This is a genomic window from Mesorhizobium sp. M7A.F.Ca.CA.004.04.2.1 (assembly GCF_004022825.1).
Lineage (GTDB): Bacteria > Pseudomonadota > Alphaproteobacteria > Rhizobiales > Rhizobiaceae > Mesorhizobium.
Genome location: NZ_RZPH01000034.1, coordinates 1 through 15096 on the forward strand (window position 1 = coordinate 1; position 15096 = coordinate 15096).

12 protein-coding genes are annotated in these 15096 nt (G+C 56.7%); 7 read left to right on the top strand and 5 right to left on the bottom strand.

Annotation, left to right across the window (positions count from 1 at the left end; genetic code table 11):
- Nucleotides 1–69 precede the first annotated feature (69 nt).
- Entirely contained in the window at nucleotides 70–2058 is a 1989-nt protein-coding gene (locus EN893_RS03215; protein ID WP_164748808.1) for a nucleoside-diphosphate sugar epimerase/dehydratase, read from the bottom strand.
- Nucleotides 2059–2379: 321 nt separating this feature from the next.
- On the opposite strand from EN893_RS03215, the gene EN893_RS03220 reads away from it, so the two are divergent.
- The 7 genes from EN893_RS03220 to EN893_RS03250 all read left to right on the top strand — a co-directional run bounded on the left by EN893_RS03220 (nucleotide 2380) and on the right by EN893_RS03250 (nucleotide 9029).
- Entirely contained in the window at nucleotides 2380–3267 is an 888-nt protein-coding gene (locus EN893_RS03220) for an ABC transporter permease (protein WP_236382859.1), read from the top strand.
- A gap of 7 nt (nucleotides 3268–3274) precedes the next feature.
- Entirely contained in the window at nucleotides 3275–4015 is a 741-nt protein-coding gene (locus EN893_RS03225) for an ABC transporter ATP-binding protein (protein ID WP_127272218.1), read from the top strand.
- A 156-nt stretch (nucleotides 4016–4171) separates the two neighbouring features.
- A complete protein-coding gene (locus EN893_RS03230; protein WP_164748809.1) occupies nucleotides 4172–5272 on the top strand; it encodes a DegT/DnrJ/EryC1/StrS family aminotransferase in 1101 nt (366 codons plus the stop codon).
- The gene (locus EN893_RS03235; protein ID WP_206517162.1) at nucleotides 5269–6207 is read left to right on the top strand and encodes a glycosyltransferase family 2 protein; all 939 of its coding nucleotides are present in this window, start codon (nucleotides 5269–5271) and stop codon (nucleotides 6205–6207) included. The genes EN893_RS03230 and EN893_RS03235 overlap by 4 nt, the downstream gene beginning before the upstream one ends.
- Nucleotides 6204–7154, top strand: a complete 951-nt coding sequence (locus tag EN893_RS03240) for a WxcM-like domain-containing protein (protein ID WP_127270265.1) — start codon at nucleotides 6204–6206, stop codon at nucleotides 7152–7154. The genes EN893_RS03235 and EN893_RS03240 overlap by 4 nt, the downstream gene beginning before the upstream one ends.
- A complete protein-coding gene (locus tag EN893_RS03245; RefSeq protein WP_164748973.1) occupies nucleotides 7144–7524 on the top strand; it encodes a GtrA family protein in 381 nt (126 codons plus the stop codon). The genes EN893_RS03240 and EN893_RS03245 overlap by 11 nt, the downstream gene beginning before the upstream one ends.
- Entirely contained in the window at nucleotides 7518–9029 is a 1512-nt protein-coding gene (locus EN893_RS03250; protein ID WP_164765356.1) for a glucosyltransferase domain-containing protein, read from the top strand. The genes EN893_RS03245 and EN893_RS03250 overlap by 7 nt, the downstream gene beginning before the upstream one ends.
- A 170-nt stretch (nucleotides 9030–9199) precedes the next feature.
- Here EN893_RS03250 and EN893_RS03255 read toward each other — a convergent pair whose 3' ends face one another.
- The 4 genes from EN893_RS03255 to EN893_RS03270 all read right to left on the bottom strand — a co-directional run bounded on the left by EN893_RS03255 (nucleotide 9200) and on the right by EN893_RS03270 (nucleotide 15063).
- Nucleotides 9200–9958: a class I SAM-dependent methyltransferase gene (locus EN893_RS03255; protein WP_127271275.1), complete on the bottom strand. Its 759-nt coding sequence runs from the start codon at nucleotides 9956–9958 to the stop codon at nucleotides 9200–9202.
- Nucleotides 9959–9992: 34 nt separating this feature from the next.
- Entirely contained in the window at nucleotides 9993–10724 is a 732-nt protein-coding gene (locus EN893_RS03260) for a class I SAM-dependent methyltransferase (RefSeq protein WP_127271277.1), read from the bottom strand.
- Between the two features lie 73 nt (nucleotides 10725–10797).
- On the bottom strand, nucleotides 10798–11910 hold the full coding sequence (locus tag EN893_RS03265) for a polysaccharide pyruvyl transferase family protein (protein WP_164748974.1): 1113 nt from the start codon (nucleotides 11908–11910) through the stop codon (nucleotides 10798–10800).
- Nucleotides 11911–11964: 54 nt separating this feature from the next.
- On the bottom strand, nucleotides 11965–15063 hold the full coding sequence (locus EN893_RS03270; protein WP_164900702.1) for a glycoside hydrolase family 99-like domain-containing protein: 3099 nt from the start codon (nucleotides 15061–15063) through the stop codon (nucleotides 11965–11967).
- Nucleotides 15064–15096: the final 33 nt, after the last annotated feature.

Consider the following 15096-nt stretch of genomic DNA (forward strand, 5'->3'; position numbering starts at 1 on the left):
CATCAGGACCGCGATGCGCAGATCATCTTTGCTCACGAGCAAGATCGCTTTCTGAATTCTGAACCGGGCCTAGCTCGCCTGCCCCGCCGTTTTCGGGATCGCGTCTTGACGTGCACTTGCCCTGGCCTTCTTGGCGCGGTCGAGACCTGCCAATGCGGCGAGCGCGGCAGCCTTGTCCTGATTTTTCGCCGACTGCTGCAGGGCCGAGAGCGCGACCTGGACATCCGACCATTCCACGACGTCCGTGCTGAGACCGAAAACCTTCGAGATGCCGAGTTCGACGAGTTCCTCGTCTTCGCCATGCAGCGTTTCGTGAAGTTTTTCGCCCGGCCTGATGCCCGTGAACCGGATCGCGATGTCCTTGTATGGGCTCTTTCCGGACAAGCGGATCATCGTTTCGGCCACTTCAAGGATCGGCACCGGCTTGCCCATGTCGAGCATATAGACGGCATAATCGTCTCCGCTCTGCCGCGACCCGGCATCGGCCGCCGACATGATGACGAGATCGACGGCTTCGGCCACGGTCATGAAATAGCGCGTCATGCGCCGGTCGGTGATGGTGACGGGCCCCCCAGCCTCGATCTGCGCCTGGAATATGGTCGCCACCGAACCATTGCTGCCGAAGACATTGCCGAACCGCACTGCAATGAACTTGGTGGCCGGGAGGCGCCCGCCCGTCTCGCCTGCCGGCGTGCCGTGCAAGGCACTGATGATCTGTTCGGCGGCCCGCTTCGTCATGCCAAGCACCGATGAGGGATCCACCGCCTTGTCGCTCGATATCAGGACAAATTGCGCAACCCCGCACTTGGCGGCAACCTCGGCGCAGACGAGCGTTCCGAAAATGTTGGTTTGAATGGCCGAATCCCAGTTCTCCTCGAGCAGCGGCACGTGCTTGAGCGCCGCGGCGTGAAAGATGATGTCCGGCCGGAATTCCGTGACGACACGCATTATCTGGCGCCGGTCGGAGACATCGACGATGCGGACCTTGAGTCGGTCATGGTCCTTCTCGTCAACATACTGGCTCAGCTGGAAGATGCCGAACTCGGAGTTGTCGGCGACCAGCACCGCCTCGGCTCCCAGTTCCAGCGACCGCTTGACCAGCGTCTGGCCGATAGAACCGGCGCCGCCGGTCACCAGAACGCGTCTGCCGCTGACAAAGGCGCCGATGCGCTGGATGTCGGACGCGACCGCCGGACGGCGCAGGATCGTTTCCATCTCGACGGTGTCGAGAACCAGCTTTCCGTGCTGTTCCAACTCCGAAAGGCCTGAGAACTGCACCACATTTATGTCGCCGTGCCGGGCAATGCGCACGAGTTCCGAATAGTCCTCGATTTCGTGCTCGGCGCCGCTGCCGAAAATCAGCAGGTCCAGGCTTTTGGTGCCGGTCGCGTAATCTTCCAGGACATCGATCAGACGCGGCAGGGTCGCCACCACGGGAACACCCTGAATCCGCGTGCCCAATGGCGCGCCGCGCTCGGTCGCCATGATGCCTGCGATGGAATAGTCAGCCGGTTGCGCCGTGCGCGTGAAGCGAATGATCAGGTCGGCCTCGCCGAGCCGGCCAACGAACAGCGCGCGCTTGGGCTCAGTATCATCGGACTTGCGGCCAAGAATGCCCCAGCTCGCGCCGTCACGCAGGAAGCGGTAGAATAGCCGGGGTGCCGATATGATGGTGAAGGAGACGAGGAAGAAGACGATGAACTGACGCTCGTTGAGCCCCGCCACCGGCCGGTAAAAACGCAGCAGCAGCGATGCCATGTAAAGAGTGAACGTCAAAATCGCGCAGCTCTTCAGGATGTTGAAAAAGTCCGGCGTCGAGGCGAAGCGCCAGACGGTGGTGTAGAGGCCACTGTAGCGGAACAGCAAATGGCTGATGACGACGATGCCCGCCCATGTCGCCAGACCCTCCTTGGAGAGCGCGTCGAACGAAAGATTAGACCGCGAAAGCACGAGGCTGAGTGCCACGGCGACCAGGACCATGACCACGTCCTGGACCATGATGAAGGCGCGCCGCATCTGTGGCCTGAGCCCGAACACAGCTTCTAGGTGGGAATTCATTGGACGGCACTAGACTCCAGGCTCAAGGGCATCGACACCAGCGAGGTGCGAACACGAAGTTACTTCGCGACCAATCACCTTGCTCAAGTGCTATCCCCGGCCCCCGCCGTCCTATATCGCATACTTCGGGGGCGGGGGCATAGCTAGAGGTTTTTTTTCGGACAAGAGGCTTCCAGTGGAGAACATGGATCATGCTCGGGCGATTGCCGTAAAGTCAACATTATCAAACGCTAATAGATAAGCCACGCAGCATCAGCATGCGCTCAGTTTTGCCGCAGTTGACTCTGCTCCCCACCGCGTTACGACGCAATGCGTTGCCATATGCCCATCGAAATGGCTATTAGAGACGGGCTTGGTGGTTCGCTATGGCCAGCGAAGAATAATGCGCCAGAACAACGGATTGCGATACTCCCAGCTATGATTGCGGCACTAAACGGCGCTTTTGACGACATCTCAAAGGCCATGAGATTACACCGGGTCTGGATCGCGCTTGCCCACGAGGACATCGGCGATCAGCACAGACGCACGACGCTCGGCCCGCTTTGGATGCTGGTCAATTATCTGGCATTCATTGGCACTTTCATCTTCGTTTTCAAGACCAAAGACACGGATTCGGCCGGATACACGGCCTATGCTTCGATCGGCCTGGTTGTCTGGTTCTACCTCATGGAGATGATCAGCCTGAGCGTGCCCCTGTTCTCCCGCGAAGCCAGTTTCATTCAAGGCACGAGGCTGCCACTCTTCGTGTATGTGATGCGGCTGACGGTGCAATGTGTCATCCGAGCGAGCTATTCGGTGGCGGGTTGCATCGTCATCCTGCTGCTGAGCGGCTTGGGAATCAGCGCTGAGTGGCTATTGTCTGTCCCGGGGTTATTGCTGATTGTGCTCGCGACCCCTGCAATCGTAACGGTTTTCGCATTCCTGGGTGCATTCTTTCCCGATGCCCAGTTCATCGTCGGCAACATCATGCGGGTCGGTACGTTTCTTACGCCAGTCTTCTGGGCCTATCATGGGCAAGGCGGTATACAGAACTATGCCTATCATTGGAATCCGTTCACATATTTTCTGGAAGTGGTGCGCGCGCCAATCGCGAGCGGCGACTTCCCAATGCATGCCTTTGCTGTGACCGCCTACATCTCTTTGGCTTTCTGGGCGGTTGCGTTGCTGCTGCTGGGCGGATATCGCAAGCGCGTCGTTTTCCTGATCTGAGCTCAAAATGATTTCCATCAAGCTGGACAATGTCAGCCTCGCCTACCGCCTCTACGAAAAGTTGACGCTTACGGCGCCTGACCGGCGCCTGGGTGGTCTTGGAGGCAAAATCGGACGTTCCGGCGGCAAGCAGGTCGTGCAGGCGCTGGAAGATGTCAGCTTTGAACTCAAAGCAGGCGATCGGTTAGGCTTGGTCGGCCCAAACGGGGCCGGCAAGACGACACTGCTCAAGGTGTTGTACGGCATCTATCAGCCATCGTCCGGCATAGTAGCCATCGAAGGCAAAGTCGACGCTTTGTTCAACATCAACATAGGATTTCGCCCCGAAGCGACGGGGCGGCGAAACATTGTTCTGAGGGGTTTGATCAGCGGGTGGACCGAGGCCGAGATCCAAGAAAAAATGCCGGAGATCATCGCCTTCAGCGAACTTGGCGACTTTATCGATGTCCCTTTCAAAACCTATAGCCAGGGTATGGCCGCTCGTCTTGCTTTCTCTGCGGCTACAGCGCTTGACCCCGAAATTCTGCTGATGGACGAGTGGATCGGCGCCGGCGACGCCGCGTTTCAGGAAAAAGCCAAACGACGCATGGATGAACTGGCAGAGAAGGCAGGCATCATCGTCCTGGCGACCCACAATGAGAGCCTGCTCGAAAGCGTATGTACGAAAAGAATGACGCTTAAGAACGGAAGGGTCGAAGCCTTCACGACGAAACCTGCAAAGAGGGCTGGAACGCGAGCTAAGTCTTAAAGGTACTCTTCCCGGATACTATTTGCTCGCAGTTCAGATTCCAATTCGTCGCACCTGCTGTAGTTGAGTATGCCAACGTTGCGCCCTGCGGACGTTACTAAAATGAATTGCGCTCGAGCCGTTGAGTTACCGATGACGAGACAAGAATCTGTTCCGATGAATGATCTGAAGCGCCTGTATCAGCGCTACCAGGTCGAAATCGAGAGTGAGGTAGTGAACACGCTACGTTCGGGATGGTGGCTCAATGGCGCTATCGGCAAAAGGTTTGCGGCAAATTTTTCCAGATTCATAGGTGTTTCGGAATGCGTTCTCGTGGCCAACGGGACGGATGCGCTCGAACTTGCATTGGCCGCAGTGACCAAGCGCTACGACGGGCGCGAGGTGATCGTCGCCGCCAATGCGGGGGGCTATGCCAGTTGTGCCTGCTGGCAGAATGATCTCGTTCCGCACTATGTCGATATCGAACCAGCCAGCCAACTCATAGCCCTTCAATCGGTACTGAAAGCAGCCAGCGCAGACACCGCTGCGATCGTCGCCACCCACCTCTATGGTGGCGTCGTTGATGTCCGCGCCATCCGGGACGGACTTGAGCAGGCTGGCCTCTCGCACATTCCAATCGTGGAAGATTGCGCGCAGGCGCACGGGGCGAGAATCGGAAGCGACGTTGCAGGCTCGCTGGGGGATATCTCCACGTTCAGCTTTTACCCAACCAAAAATCTCGGAGCCATGGGGGACGGCGGCGCTGTTCTTACCTCCGACACGGCAACCGCCGCGCATGTACGGCAACTGCAACAATATGGCTGGAGTTCAAAATATCATGTCGGCGTGCCCAACGGCCGCAACTCCCGCATGGATGAAGTTCAAGCCGCGATACTGGACGTTTTGCTGGGCGATGTGGATAGACGCAACCAGCAGCGGCGTGGCATCCTAGACCAGTACAAGTCGGTTGCCGGGCGTCGATTCCAGTTCCTGGAAGGTGGCGAAGGCGCTGTCGCGCACCTCGCGGTCGCGCTTTGCGACGACCGGGACGCCTTCAGGGCGTTCATGAAAGAGCGCGGCATCGACACTGACATACACTACCCTGTGCTGGATTGCGACCAGGTCGGCTGGGCGGACTTACCGATGATGGGGAGCGAAAATCTCACCGTATCGAGGGCCAGCGTCAGCCGTCTCTGTTCGGTCCCCTGCTATCCCGATATGAGGGACGACGAGGTAGAGCGGGTTTGCCTGGCCCTCCGCGAATGGGAGACAATGTGACAACACGCTCGATCGTTTTCCCGATCTATCGAAATCAGGCGAACATCCCTTCCCTCCTGGGCGCAGTCGCCGATTTCCACTCCAGATATCATAGCGACATCGAGTTCGTCTTCGTCGTCGACGGGTCGCCGGACGAATCCGGCCCGCTGCTGATCAAGGAATTGAAAGGCTCGGGCTATGATTACAAGATCATCTTCCATAGCCGGAACTTTGGTTCGTTCACTGCTATTCGAACCGGGCTCGAACACGCTTCGGGTGACCAGGTCGCTGCGATGGCCGCCGACCTGCAGGAGCCGCCTGAACTGATCGTCGAATTCTTTTCGAAGCTGGAAAAGGACGAGGCTGACGTCGTGTTTGGGCAGCGAACCGGGCGTAGCGATCCGCCCTTGACCAAATTTCTGTCGAGGGCTTTCTGGTCGGCCTACCGCAGGCTCGTCCTGCCCAGCATGCCGAGTGGCGGAGTGGATATCTTCGCCTGCAACCGTCAGGTTCTGGAAGCGATCCTCTCGATCGAGGAGCCGAACAGCTCGCTTGTCATACAACTTTTCTGGGTCGGCTTCAGGCGGGAATTCGTGCCTTATCGGCGGCGCGAACGAAAGCACGGAACAAGCGCCTGGGGCATGGCACGGCGGTTCCGATACATGATGGACAGCATTTTCTCGTTCTCTGATTTTCCGATAATGCTCACCCTCTGGGTAGGATTTGCCGGCTGTGCGCTAAGTCTCCTATTTGCAGTCGTTACCGTGATTGCACGGCTACTTGGCAATATAGACCCCGCTGGCTATACGACACTGGTGCTGCTGATCACGGGCTTCGGTTCGGCCAGTCTTCTAGTCCAAGGGATTCTTGGTTGCTATCTCTGGCGGGCAGTTGAAAACACCAAATCGCGCCCACTTCGGATCATCAGCCGCGTCGTTGACGGAACAGCGAAATGAACGCCAAGCCATTTTTCGTGCACGAACGGGGTATCTGCGAAAGCTCCCATGTCGGCGACGGAACGCGTATTTGGGCCTTCGCTCACGTGCTGCCTGGGGCCGTGCTCGGCTCGAACTGCAACATCTGCGATCACGTCTTCATCGAGAACGACGTGATCGTCGGCGATGACGTGACTGTCAAGAGCGGCGTCCAACTGTGGGACGGGGTGCGCCTGGGCAATCGTGTGTTTGTCGGCCCGAATGCGACCTTCACCAATGATCGCTTCCCACGCTCCAAGGGATATCCCGAGGCGTTTCTGCTGACCACGATCGAGGACGGCGCTTCCATCGGCGCCAATGCCACAATCCTGCCGGGCATTGTCGTCGGCCGCCAGGCGATGGTCGGCGCCGGCGCCGTGGTGACCAAGAGCGTCCCTGCCAACGCCGTCGTGGTCGGAAATCCCGCAGTCATCATCGGCTACCAGACCGGCCCGAAGATCGTGCCAGCCTTGACGCAAACCTTCCCCGGCGCAGTGGGCGAGAAAATGTCGCTTGGGGTGGGTGGTACCGAGCTCTGGCGGCTGCCGCATTTTAGCGATCTGCGAGGCGAACTCGCCCCGCTCGAATTCGGTGCAAACCTACCGTTTAAGCCGGCCCGGTCCTTTCTGGTTTATGGCGTTCCCTCCGACAAGGTCAGGGGTGAGCATGCGCATCGCGAGTGCCATCAATTCCTGATCGCGGCCCATGGCCGCCTGTCCGTTGTCGTTGACGACGGCCATGAGAGAAAAGAGGTTTCGTTGACCGAACCCTCGATCGGCCTCTACATTCCGCCCGGCATTTGGGGAATTCAGTATAAATTCCAACCCGATACAGCATTGCTGGTCATGGCTTCGCACAACTATGATGCTGGCGATTACATCAGGGACTATGCGGATTTCCTGGATACGGTCAGGCAGGATGACCGCTGATCGCATTGGCGGAGACGCCGTCCGGTTTCTTGTCGCCGGCGGACTAAATACCGCCCTGACCAGCCTTGTCTATTTTGCCGGCCTTGTCGTCCTGCCCTCAAGTTTGTCTTACGCGCTCGCTTGGCTGACAGGACTTGTGTTCGTAATGGTGTTCTATCCCGATCGCGTCTTTCCCGGCGGCCGCACGGGCATCGCCGATCGACTGGCAATCGGGGCGTCGATTGCGGTCGTGTTCGTGCTCGGCCTAGCAGCCCTCAAAACGCTTGAAAGCGTTCTGCAAAATGCTGCAGCAGCCTTCTTTGTCACCCTTGCCATCACGACCATCCTCAACTTCGTGATTTCTCGATGGATACTCCGCAGATCATGCTGACGCGACCGAGCACAATACGACCAGCCATTAATCTCTTTGCGATTTTCGCCGCGATGTATTTTTCCGAGCTGGCTTCCTTTCCGCTGTCAGTGGATGAGGAAGTAACAGCCTTCAGAACGGACGCATCCGTCTGGATCATTCAAGGACGCTGGGGGGCATATCTGATCGAGAGGTTCCTTATTCCTCATCCGGTAATGCCTTTCTTGGCTCCAGCTGTCTTTGGCGCCGGTTGCGTGGCCGCCTACCTCCTCGTCATGGATGTCATTAACAAGCAAGAGCTCTCCATCGCTGAGTACGCATGTTTTGCGATTTTCTGTGCTTTCCCGACCTGGTTTTTTATCGTCGAATTTTATTCAAACATTGCCGCTATCGGCGTCGGCCTGTTCGCGACCGCTCTAGCGCTTTGGCTGATCCGCAAGGAGGAGGTTTCCCCACTCAGCCCTCGCTTTCTCGGAGCTGTGGGAGTCGGCGCCTTCGCCATCTCGATCTACCAGAGTTTCGCACCGGCAATTCTGGTCCTGGGCATCGCGATCTCAATTCTGCAAGCACGGGCAGGAAGGAGCGAATCGCTGCCAAAAGACCTGCTTCGGACCGGTATTCTGCTGGCTGGTGCCATATTGTTCTATGTCGTCGGCGATGCCATTTTCAGATCGTTCACCCCCGCTAGAAACGAGTATTTCGACTCGCTTTCCCAGCCTGGCTTTTTGCTTCAACATCCGGCCACAGTTATTGGGCGTGTGCTTGGAGCGATAGGCGGGATCTATGGTCTGGACCGGCGCACATATGACGTCGCGTTGTGGGCAATTCCGCTCTTGTTGATCCTTGGCGGTTGGGCGCTATTGAAGGAATTGCCCCGCTCGAAATTGCTGTTGACGGCAATTGCCTTCGCTTCATTGCTTATTCCCTTCGGCTTTCACCTCCTCGCTGCGGGCAGCATGCCTGTCAGGAGCCTCGTCGGGGTTCCGATTGCAGTTTGGATGTTTGCCTATGTCGCGGTGACGAGCAGAGAATCGAGAACCCGCGTAGCCTCAACCATCTTGATGGCCGTGGCAATTTTCCAAATTCTGGTGGCCCAGAACTATCGTCAGGCGTCTAACTATCTGGTCGACAAGCATGATACACTCATGGCGGGCGCCATCTTCGACAGGCTGTCGGCCGCGCGCGGTTTTGATGTAAAGCGCAGCTATGCTCTGAGCGTGTTTGGCGCCCAGCCATTTGTGACCAACTATCCCAAGCAGCCCGGCTCGACAGTCGGCCACTCGTTCTTCGAATGGGACGGTGGCAACGGTTGGCGCATCGCTTATTACATGAAATTGCTCGGCTACTCCAATTTGAACGGTGCTACCCCAGATCAGGTTGACCAGACGATTGTTCGTCTTTCGGCGATGCCGGTATGGCCAGCCCCCGGTAGTGTGGAAATCCAGGGCGACATTGCGCTGATAAGGCTCGGTGAGATGCCCAGCTACGCAAATCAGCAAGCCCTTGCAAAAGTTACCAATCGATAAGGGATTTAATCGAAATCTTTGGATTGGTCCGAGGGAAGCAGACGGACCCGCTTCTGTAGAGGCAGCGTGCTTGGCAGATTCGCTCAGTCGGAAACGGGATACCTTTTGATCCACCAGTTTGAGGACCAGAATAACCGACTTCTCGACCGCCATGTCGAATACACGGTGGTTCAGCGTTTCGTCCAAGCGCCAACATCGTGGACGTTCGCCCATCCGGATTCGCTATAGCCGACCAAGCGAGCATTGGCGTGCCGTTTGCCTAGCGCCACAACTCGCTCGATCGATGCAAGCGAAAGTCCCCAATCGCTCATGCCAACTTGGCCTGCGGCATTTGGGTATGGCCAATAGCCAGTCCCTGTCTGCTCGTAGTCCTTCAGCATTTGTGCTTGGGCAGCAGCTTGGATCGGGTCGTTCTTTGTGATCTCGTACGTGTTGTGCCCCCGGAAGGTTGCGATCAGTATCCCCCCGCGCCCCAATGCCGCAAAAAGCTTATCGAAAAGAATTTGCATTCTCTCGTAATCGACATGGGTGAAGACAGAGCCAACCCAGATTAGATCCATGCCGCCTGGGATTTTAATGTCAGAGGGATGCTCAGACGAAAGCACCGCATCTCCCCCGAACTCGTGGGCGCAAAATTCGACGCAGCTCGGATCGATATCGCAGAAGGTTATCTTGGCGGCAGGGAACAGTGACCGGATGTAGCGAGCGCCACGCCCATGGCCGCATCCAAAATCCATAATATTGTAAATGGCTTCTTTCCGGGCGATTGCCAAGATCGATACGATCACCTTCAACACGCTTTCGCCAACAATGTCGTAGTCATCAAGAAAGGGATTGCCTTTGAACATCCCGTCGTCAAGGTGGATCGTTGGGATGACGCCCCGCTGCCTATAGCCCTGCCACATCGCTGCCAACTTATCGATCTGCATACTACGTTCGCTCCTGACGAAAGCCTCGGCCTGGTTAGCGGGCGTGCTTCCGTGCCAAATATACTTCTGTAAATTCGCCTATTATGCCGTGCCAGTGATCATGAAAACGGCATACCTCGACATCCATTCCTGACCATCGGTGGATCAGTTCCGGCAGGTCATAGCCGTAGTGAAATGTTACCAGCGAACCAGCATCGCTAACAGGATTGCCATGATATTCCGGCTCGCCGGTGTGCTGGATCGTTCCGTCCGGCCTGTAGAGCGCACGGCGCTCACTGTCGATCTTGCCCTTGTAGGTGGGAACGGTGAACAGATAAGCGCCGCCTGGTTTCAGGGTGCGGACAATCTCCTTTGTCACCCGCTCCGGCATATTCACATGCTCCATGACATCAAGTGTAACGACGACATCGAAAGTCGCATCACCAAATGTCTGCGCCTCCAGGTTCTCGTTTCGGAAGCCCTTGACGGACGAGCCCAAACGCTCTCCGGGAAAGTACTGCGATTCAACATAACCGGCACATTCCCGCTTCAACTTCGGAGAAATTCCGCGGGGAGTGGGAGACGATTCATGAATAACAAGGTTGCGCCAACGAGAGACATGTCGCGTGAGCGTAAGAGCCAAAGCGCGCTCACGCGGGATCGATCCACATCTGGAGCAGAGCAGATGATCACGATACCAATCATAGTGGGCGGAAAACTCGACATTGGCTTCACAGATTGGGCAGTAACCTGCCCGGCGGTAAACTGGATAGGAATCAGAATTCATGGAGCACCATCAGGATTTTCAAAAATGAAGCCGTAACAGAATGCTGCTTCGGTCCGAGTTCAGCTCCACGGTGCTATTCTAGCCGGTGGGCAACCCCATTCTCCGAAAGGAATTGGGCAAAACGATCATATAGTACAGTGTACTTGCGCTGAAACTCATCATAGTTGCCAGCCTGCACAAGCTCGTTGACGTTCAATTGTCCCACTTTATCGACCGGGATATGCGGGATGCTCATAAGTTCCGCCATTTCCGTCGTCCTCGAATCGTGGGAAATTATGGTTGCAGGAACACCGTTGGTTAATGCAATCAGATTTCCATGGAAGCGCGTTCCTATCGAATAGTCGAATTTCGAGATGTACGCATCCCACTCTGCCAAATCAAAGAACATTTTTGCGTTCTCTTTGACATGCTTTACATAGAGCGACGGATCCATTTCCATGTTCATCTGCCCGAGCACTGCCTGGGCGACCCCAAAATCGTCTTCTCTCCCATCTCTGGAAAGTAGCATTTTCATTTCCGGTTCTTCGTTCTGAAGAACATATGGATATTTTTTGTGAGCGGATAATTTCAAAAGATCAGCTTCAACGCGCCGGGCAGCTTCGGGATTGGCCGAATGAAGAAATACGTTGCGTGATCCGTTCACTGCAACCCTCAGCTCGGCGTCTCTTCCTGGCCTCTTTATCTTCAAATCCGGACGCAATTTGCGAAACAAACTTGGGCATCCAACCTCTCTGACGTTCGTTATCCCAAAGTCATTCATGACTTCAGCCGTAAAATGGCCACGCACGCCCACGGTCTTGCTGCGTTCCGATATGATACGAAGGAAGCGTTTACTGCCCTCTGGGATATCTGTGACTTTTTCACCGATGATAGAAGCTTGCGCCCCGAGGCCGGCAACCAAGCATGGCAGCTTGGTCGGCTCGATAAAGTCAGCCAAGTAGGACAAATCAAAATTTTTGAAAATGAAATTTGCTGCGGCGATAGCAATGATGTCGAAACGTTCGTTTGCTTCTTGCGGGGAATAGTCCAACCCCTGACCGAACTCTTCAAAGCGAATTTCCTCGAACAGAGACTGCCCTATCAGAAGATTTCCGGTGTTATATCCAATGATTTCGAATTTCTTTTCAAAAGCAATCTGCGGATCAGGATGCGGAGCTATTGGCGCTCCCAGAAAAAGAACTCTCACTAAAATCTCCTCGACGCTCTGTAGACATCTAACTCCCCACAGTCACCAGCGTCGTCATTCTTGAATTGGAATACCAAATCGTTCACTGAGTTCATGGCTGTAGATGCTCGCTCGTTCGAGCGCGGCAGGTCCAAGATCGTGGCTGCGGATTGTATCGGCCTGTACCTGCCTGATCTCCTGTAGGTGCCTGAGATCGAAATTTCCTATGGTTACGCTCGACTGATGCCGGCGGTGTGAATTGAGCGAACGCGGGGAAAAAGCGATCGAACCATTTTCGAGCAGACGCAAATATGTCACCCAATCCCCGGCGTTGCGCAACGACATGATCTCTTCGCTGTGTTTGGCCATCGCATTGCTGAGCGCCTCCCTTCGAAACAAGACGCCGCTGACGTTCGGAATGGTGTTCTTGAGGTAAAGTGCCTCGGCGATTTCCCGGCGGCCGTCCACGACGTAGGGTTTCGTCCAGCGAGACCGGTCGATGTCCGACACATAGTCGAGATAGTGTTCGGACAAGACCCGGCCGGCGCCGTCCATCTGTCGCGACTGGCAATAGCTCATCACCACCTCCTCGCGTTCGAAGGCGGGCAGAAGCTCGGCCAGAAAATCGGGATCGGCGAGGTCGTCGGCTTCGGCGATCCAGACATAATCGCCGCGCGCCATTTCGACCCCCCGCATCCATTGGCGGAATACCGATCCTGAATTCTGCGCATTGGCCACCAGCCGGTATGGAATGTCGCAACCGGCCAGAAATTTCTCGATGACTTCGACGCTATCATCGGTCGAAGCATCGTCAAGCACGATCAACTCGTAGGGCTTTATCGTCTGATCGACAATGGAGCCTAGACGTGCGCCCAGGTATCGGGCGTAGTTGTAGTTAGGCACGATGACCGACACCCGCGGCAATGGCTTTTCGGCGTAAATCAGCAGATCATGCAGGTAATGGCTGAAGCTGAACTCCTGGCGGACGATATCGCGGCCAACGCTGGCGAGACGCCGGGCTTCACTTGGATTGTCGAGCAGATTGCCAATGACCTCGGCCATCGCATCGGTGTCGAATGCCTGCACGAGGATACCGCAATCCCGCTTCAGCAGATCCTGGAAGCCACCAGCGCCCTCAAAGGCAACGACCGGCACTGTGGCATCCAGCGCCTCGAGCACCACCGAGGGGAACGGATCCTCACGCGAGGTCAAGGCATAGATATCTGCGGCGAAATAGTATTCCTGCGGATTTTCCACCAATCCGACAAAGACGAAGCGGCTCTCCAGTCCCGCTTCCTTCACCCGTCGCATTTGCTTGGCGTGAAAGACGGTATCGACATGACCGACCCAGACTGCAACCGCATCCGGCCTGGATGCGATAACCTTGACGCAAGCATCAACGAAAAGATCGAGGCCCTTGCGATGGTCGGCATAGCCCGCGCACAGGATGATGCTTGCATTTGGCGAAAGCCCTAATCGTGCGCGGACCGCCTCGCGGACCTGCTGGCGATCCTCGGCGAGGTAGGGCGTACGCAGATAGAGTCCTTGCGGCCTGACTACCGACTGGCTGACCGGTTGGCCAACAAACTCTTCGAATCCGGCTTTGACGATCTCGGCTGGGAAAACGACCGTTTCAGCGTTCTCAACAATGGCTGCGGCTGCGTCAGCAAGACCGTAGGACGCCAATATTCCGGGCAGTTCATGGACGAGGCAAACGGTGCGGAACCCTGCCTGCTTCAGCAGCGGGATGAGCTTTCCGGATACGGTGGTATTCACGACGGCGACCTCGGCACCGTTGTTTCTAATGGTGGCCAGACGTTTCAACACATCGGCATCGCCTTGTTCAGGCAAGTCGATCCTGTGCACGGTCGCGGCGTGGGCGAAACGGCCGAGCAGCGGACCGTCGCCCAGCACGATGAGATCGGGCTCAAAACCAAGCTGCTTGAATCCCTTGGCCAGATTGAGAGCCAGCAATTGCGCCCCATGCGGGTGGGCGTCGTGGGAAACGATTGCAATCCTGGCCTTGGACTTCCCCTTCGCCGCCTCCAAAGCGTCGCGGGTCGCTTGCAGATAGGCGTGGCCGTTAACGCTATCGGGCTCCAGGTGAGCGCCTTCCGCCCACTCGTTCCAGGCATTGACGAAAACCACCCGCTCGGATGGCTCGCTAATATGGGCCAAGGTGTCCTCAATGGCATTGTCCAGCCATCTGCGATACAGCTCGGGGGTGTTGTTGATGAACACCGTGCCGCCGCGCTTGCGGCGTGCGGTATTGTCCCAGCCCGGGCAAACCGAACGGAAGAGCTTGTATTTGCGGGATGAGTAGGTTTCGCTGCGTTGTGGGAATACCGACCAGTCATAGACGGTCGTGGCAAAATCCTCATGCAGCGGCGTCACTGTATGCGTGACATTTGGCGGCGCGGAATTGTTTGGCGGAAATTCCACGGCGGCATCGAACCCGTAGCGATGGGGGGGCACAGATTCGAAGGACTGGGTGTAGGCCAGGAAAATCTCGCCGATGCCGTTCTCCCGGCACCAAGTCCGCCAGCGCCGCGCTGTCTCAGCCGCCGCCGGGAGCAGGCTTGGCCGATAGACGAGCAACAGCGGCTTGCCATTGATGCGGATGTAGCGAGGGTCACGAAGATAGGGCGCGACCTCGGCGATGAACGCGAGATCATCCTGGGGGGAGTGATCCTGAGCGATCAGGATCTCCTGGTCCATTCCGTCCCAGCGGCGCGACCAATTCTCGTTGGCCCAGCAGACGCAGAATGGCATGTCGAGGCGCTTATCCTCGAGCCAGTTTTCGAGCGGCTTTTCCAGGAGCCTCTTGCCGCCGAACCAATAAAAATAGAAGCAGAAGCCTTCCACTCCATAGAGCCTTGCCAGTTCGATCTGGCGATGCTGCACAGCAGTATCGCGCAAGTCGTAGTAGCCGAGCGTATCCGGCACGTGCGGCTGGTGGTGACCGATAAATTGCGGCTCAGCGGGCCGGACATTAGACCATTCGGTGAAGTCCTGTCCCCACCATTCATCGTTTTCGGGGATCGGGTGGAATTGCGGCAGGTAGAACGCGATGACGCGCACCGGCTTCTGGAGCAACGGCGGCGCATCGAGAAGCGGCACATAGACTGGTTCGGGCGAGAAGATCGGGCCGGAACTGACCAGCGCCCCGCGCAAGACCATCTCGTTGCTGCCCACAGGCGCTTGGGG

Coding starts and splice junctions, on each gene's coding strand:
- EN893_RS03245 (WP_164748973.1), top strand. CDS start 7,144: ATGACCGCTGATCGCATTGGCGGAGACGCCGTCCGGTTTCTTGTCGCC.
- EN893_RS03230 (WP_164748809.1), top strand. CDS start 4,172: ATGAATGATCTGAAGCGCCTGTATCAGCGCTACCAGGTCGAAATCGAG.
- EN893_RS03215 (WP_164748808.1), bottom strand. CDS start 2,058: ATGAATTCCCACCTAGAAGCTGTGTTCGGGCTCAGGCCACAGATGCGG.
- EN893_RS03225 (WP_127272218.1), top strand. CDS start 3,275: ATGATTTCCATCAAGCTGGACAATGTCAGCCTCGCCTACCGCCTCTAC.
- EN893_RS03250 (WP_164765356.1), top strand. CDS start 7,518: ATGCTGACGCGACCGAGCACAATACGACCAGCCATTAATCTCTTTGCG.
- EN893_RS03240 (WP_127270265.1), top strand. CDS start 6,204: ATGAACGCCAAGCCATTTTTCGTGCACGAACGGGGTATCTGCGAAAGC.
- EN893_RS03255 (WP_127271275.1), bottom strand. CDS start 9,958: ATGCAGATCGATAAGTTGGCAGCGATGTGGCAGGGCTATAGGCAGCGG.
- EN893_RS03220 (WP_236382859.1), top strand. CDS start 2,380: ATGCCCATCGAAATGGCTATTAGAGACGGGCTTGGTGGTTCGCTATGG.
- EN893_RS03260 (WP_127271277.1), bottom strand. CDS start 10,724: ATGAATTCTGATTCCTATCCAGTTTACCGCCGGGCAGGTTACTGCCCA.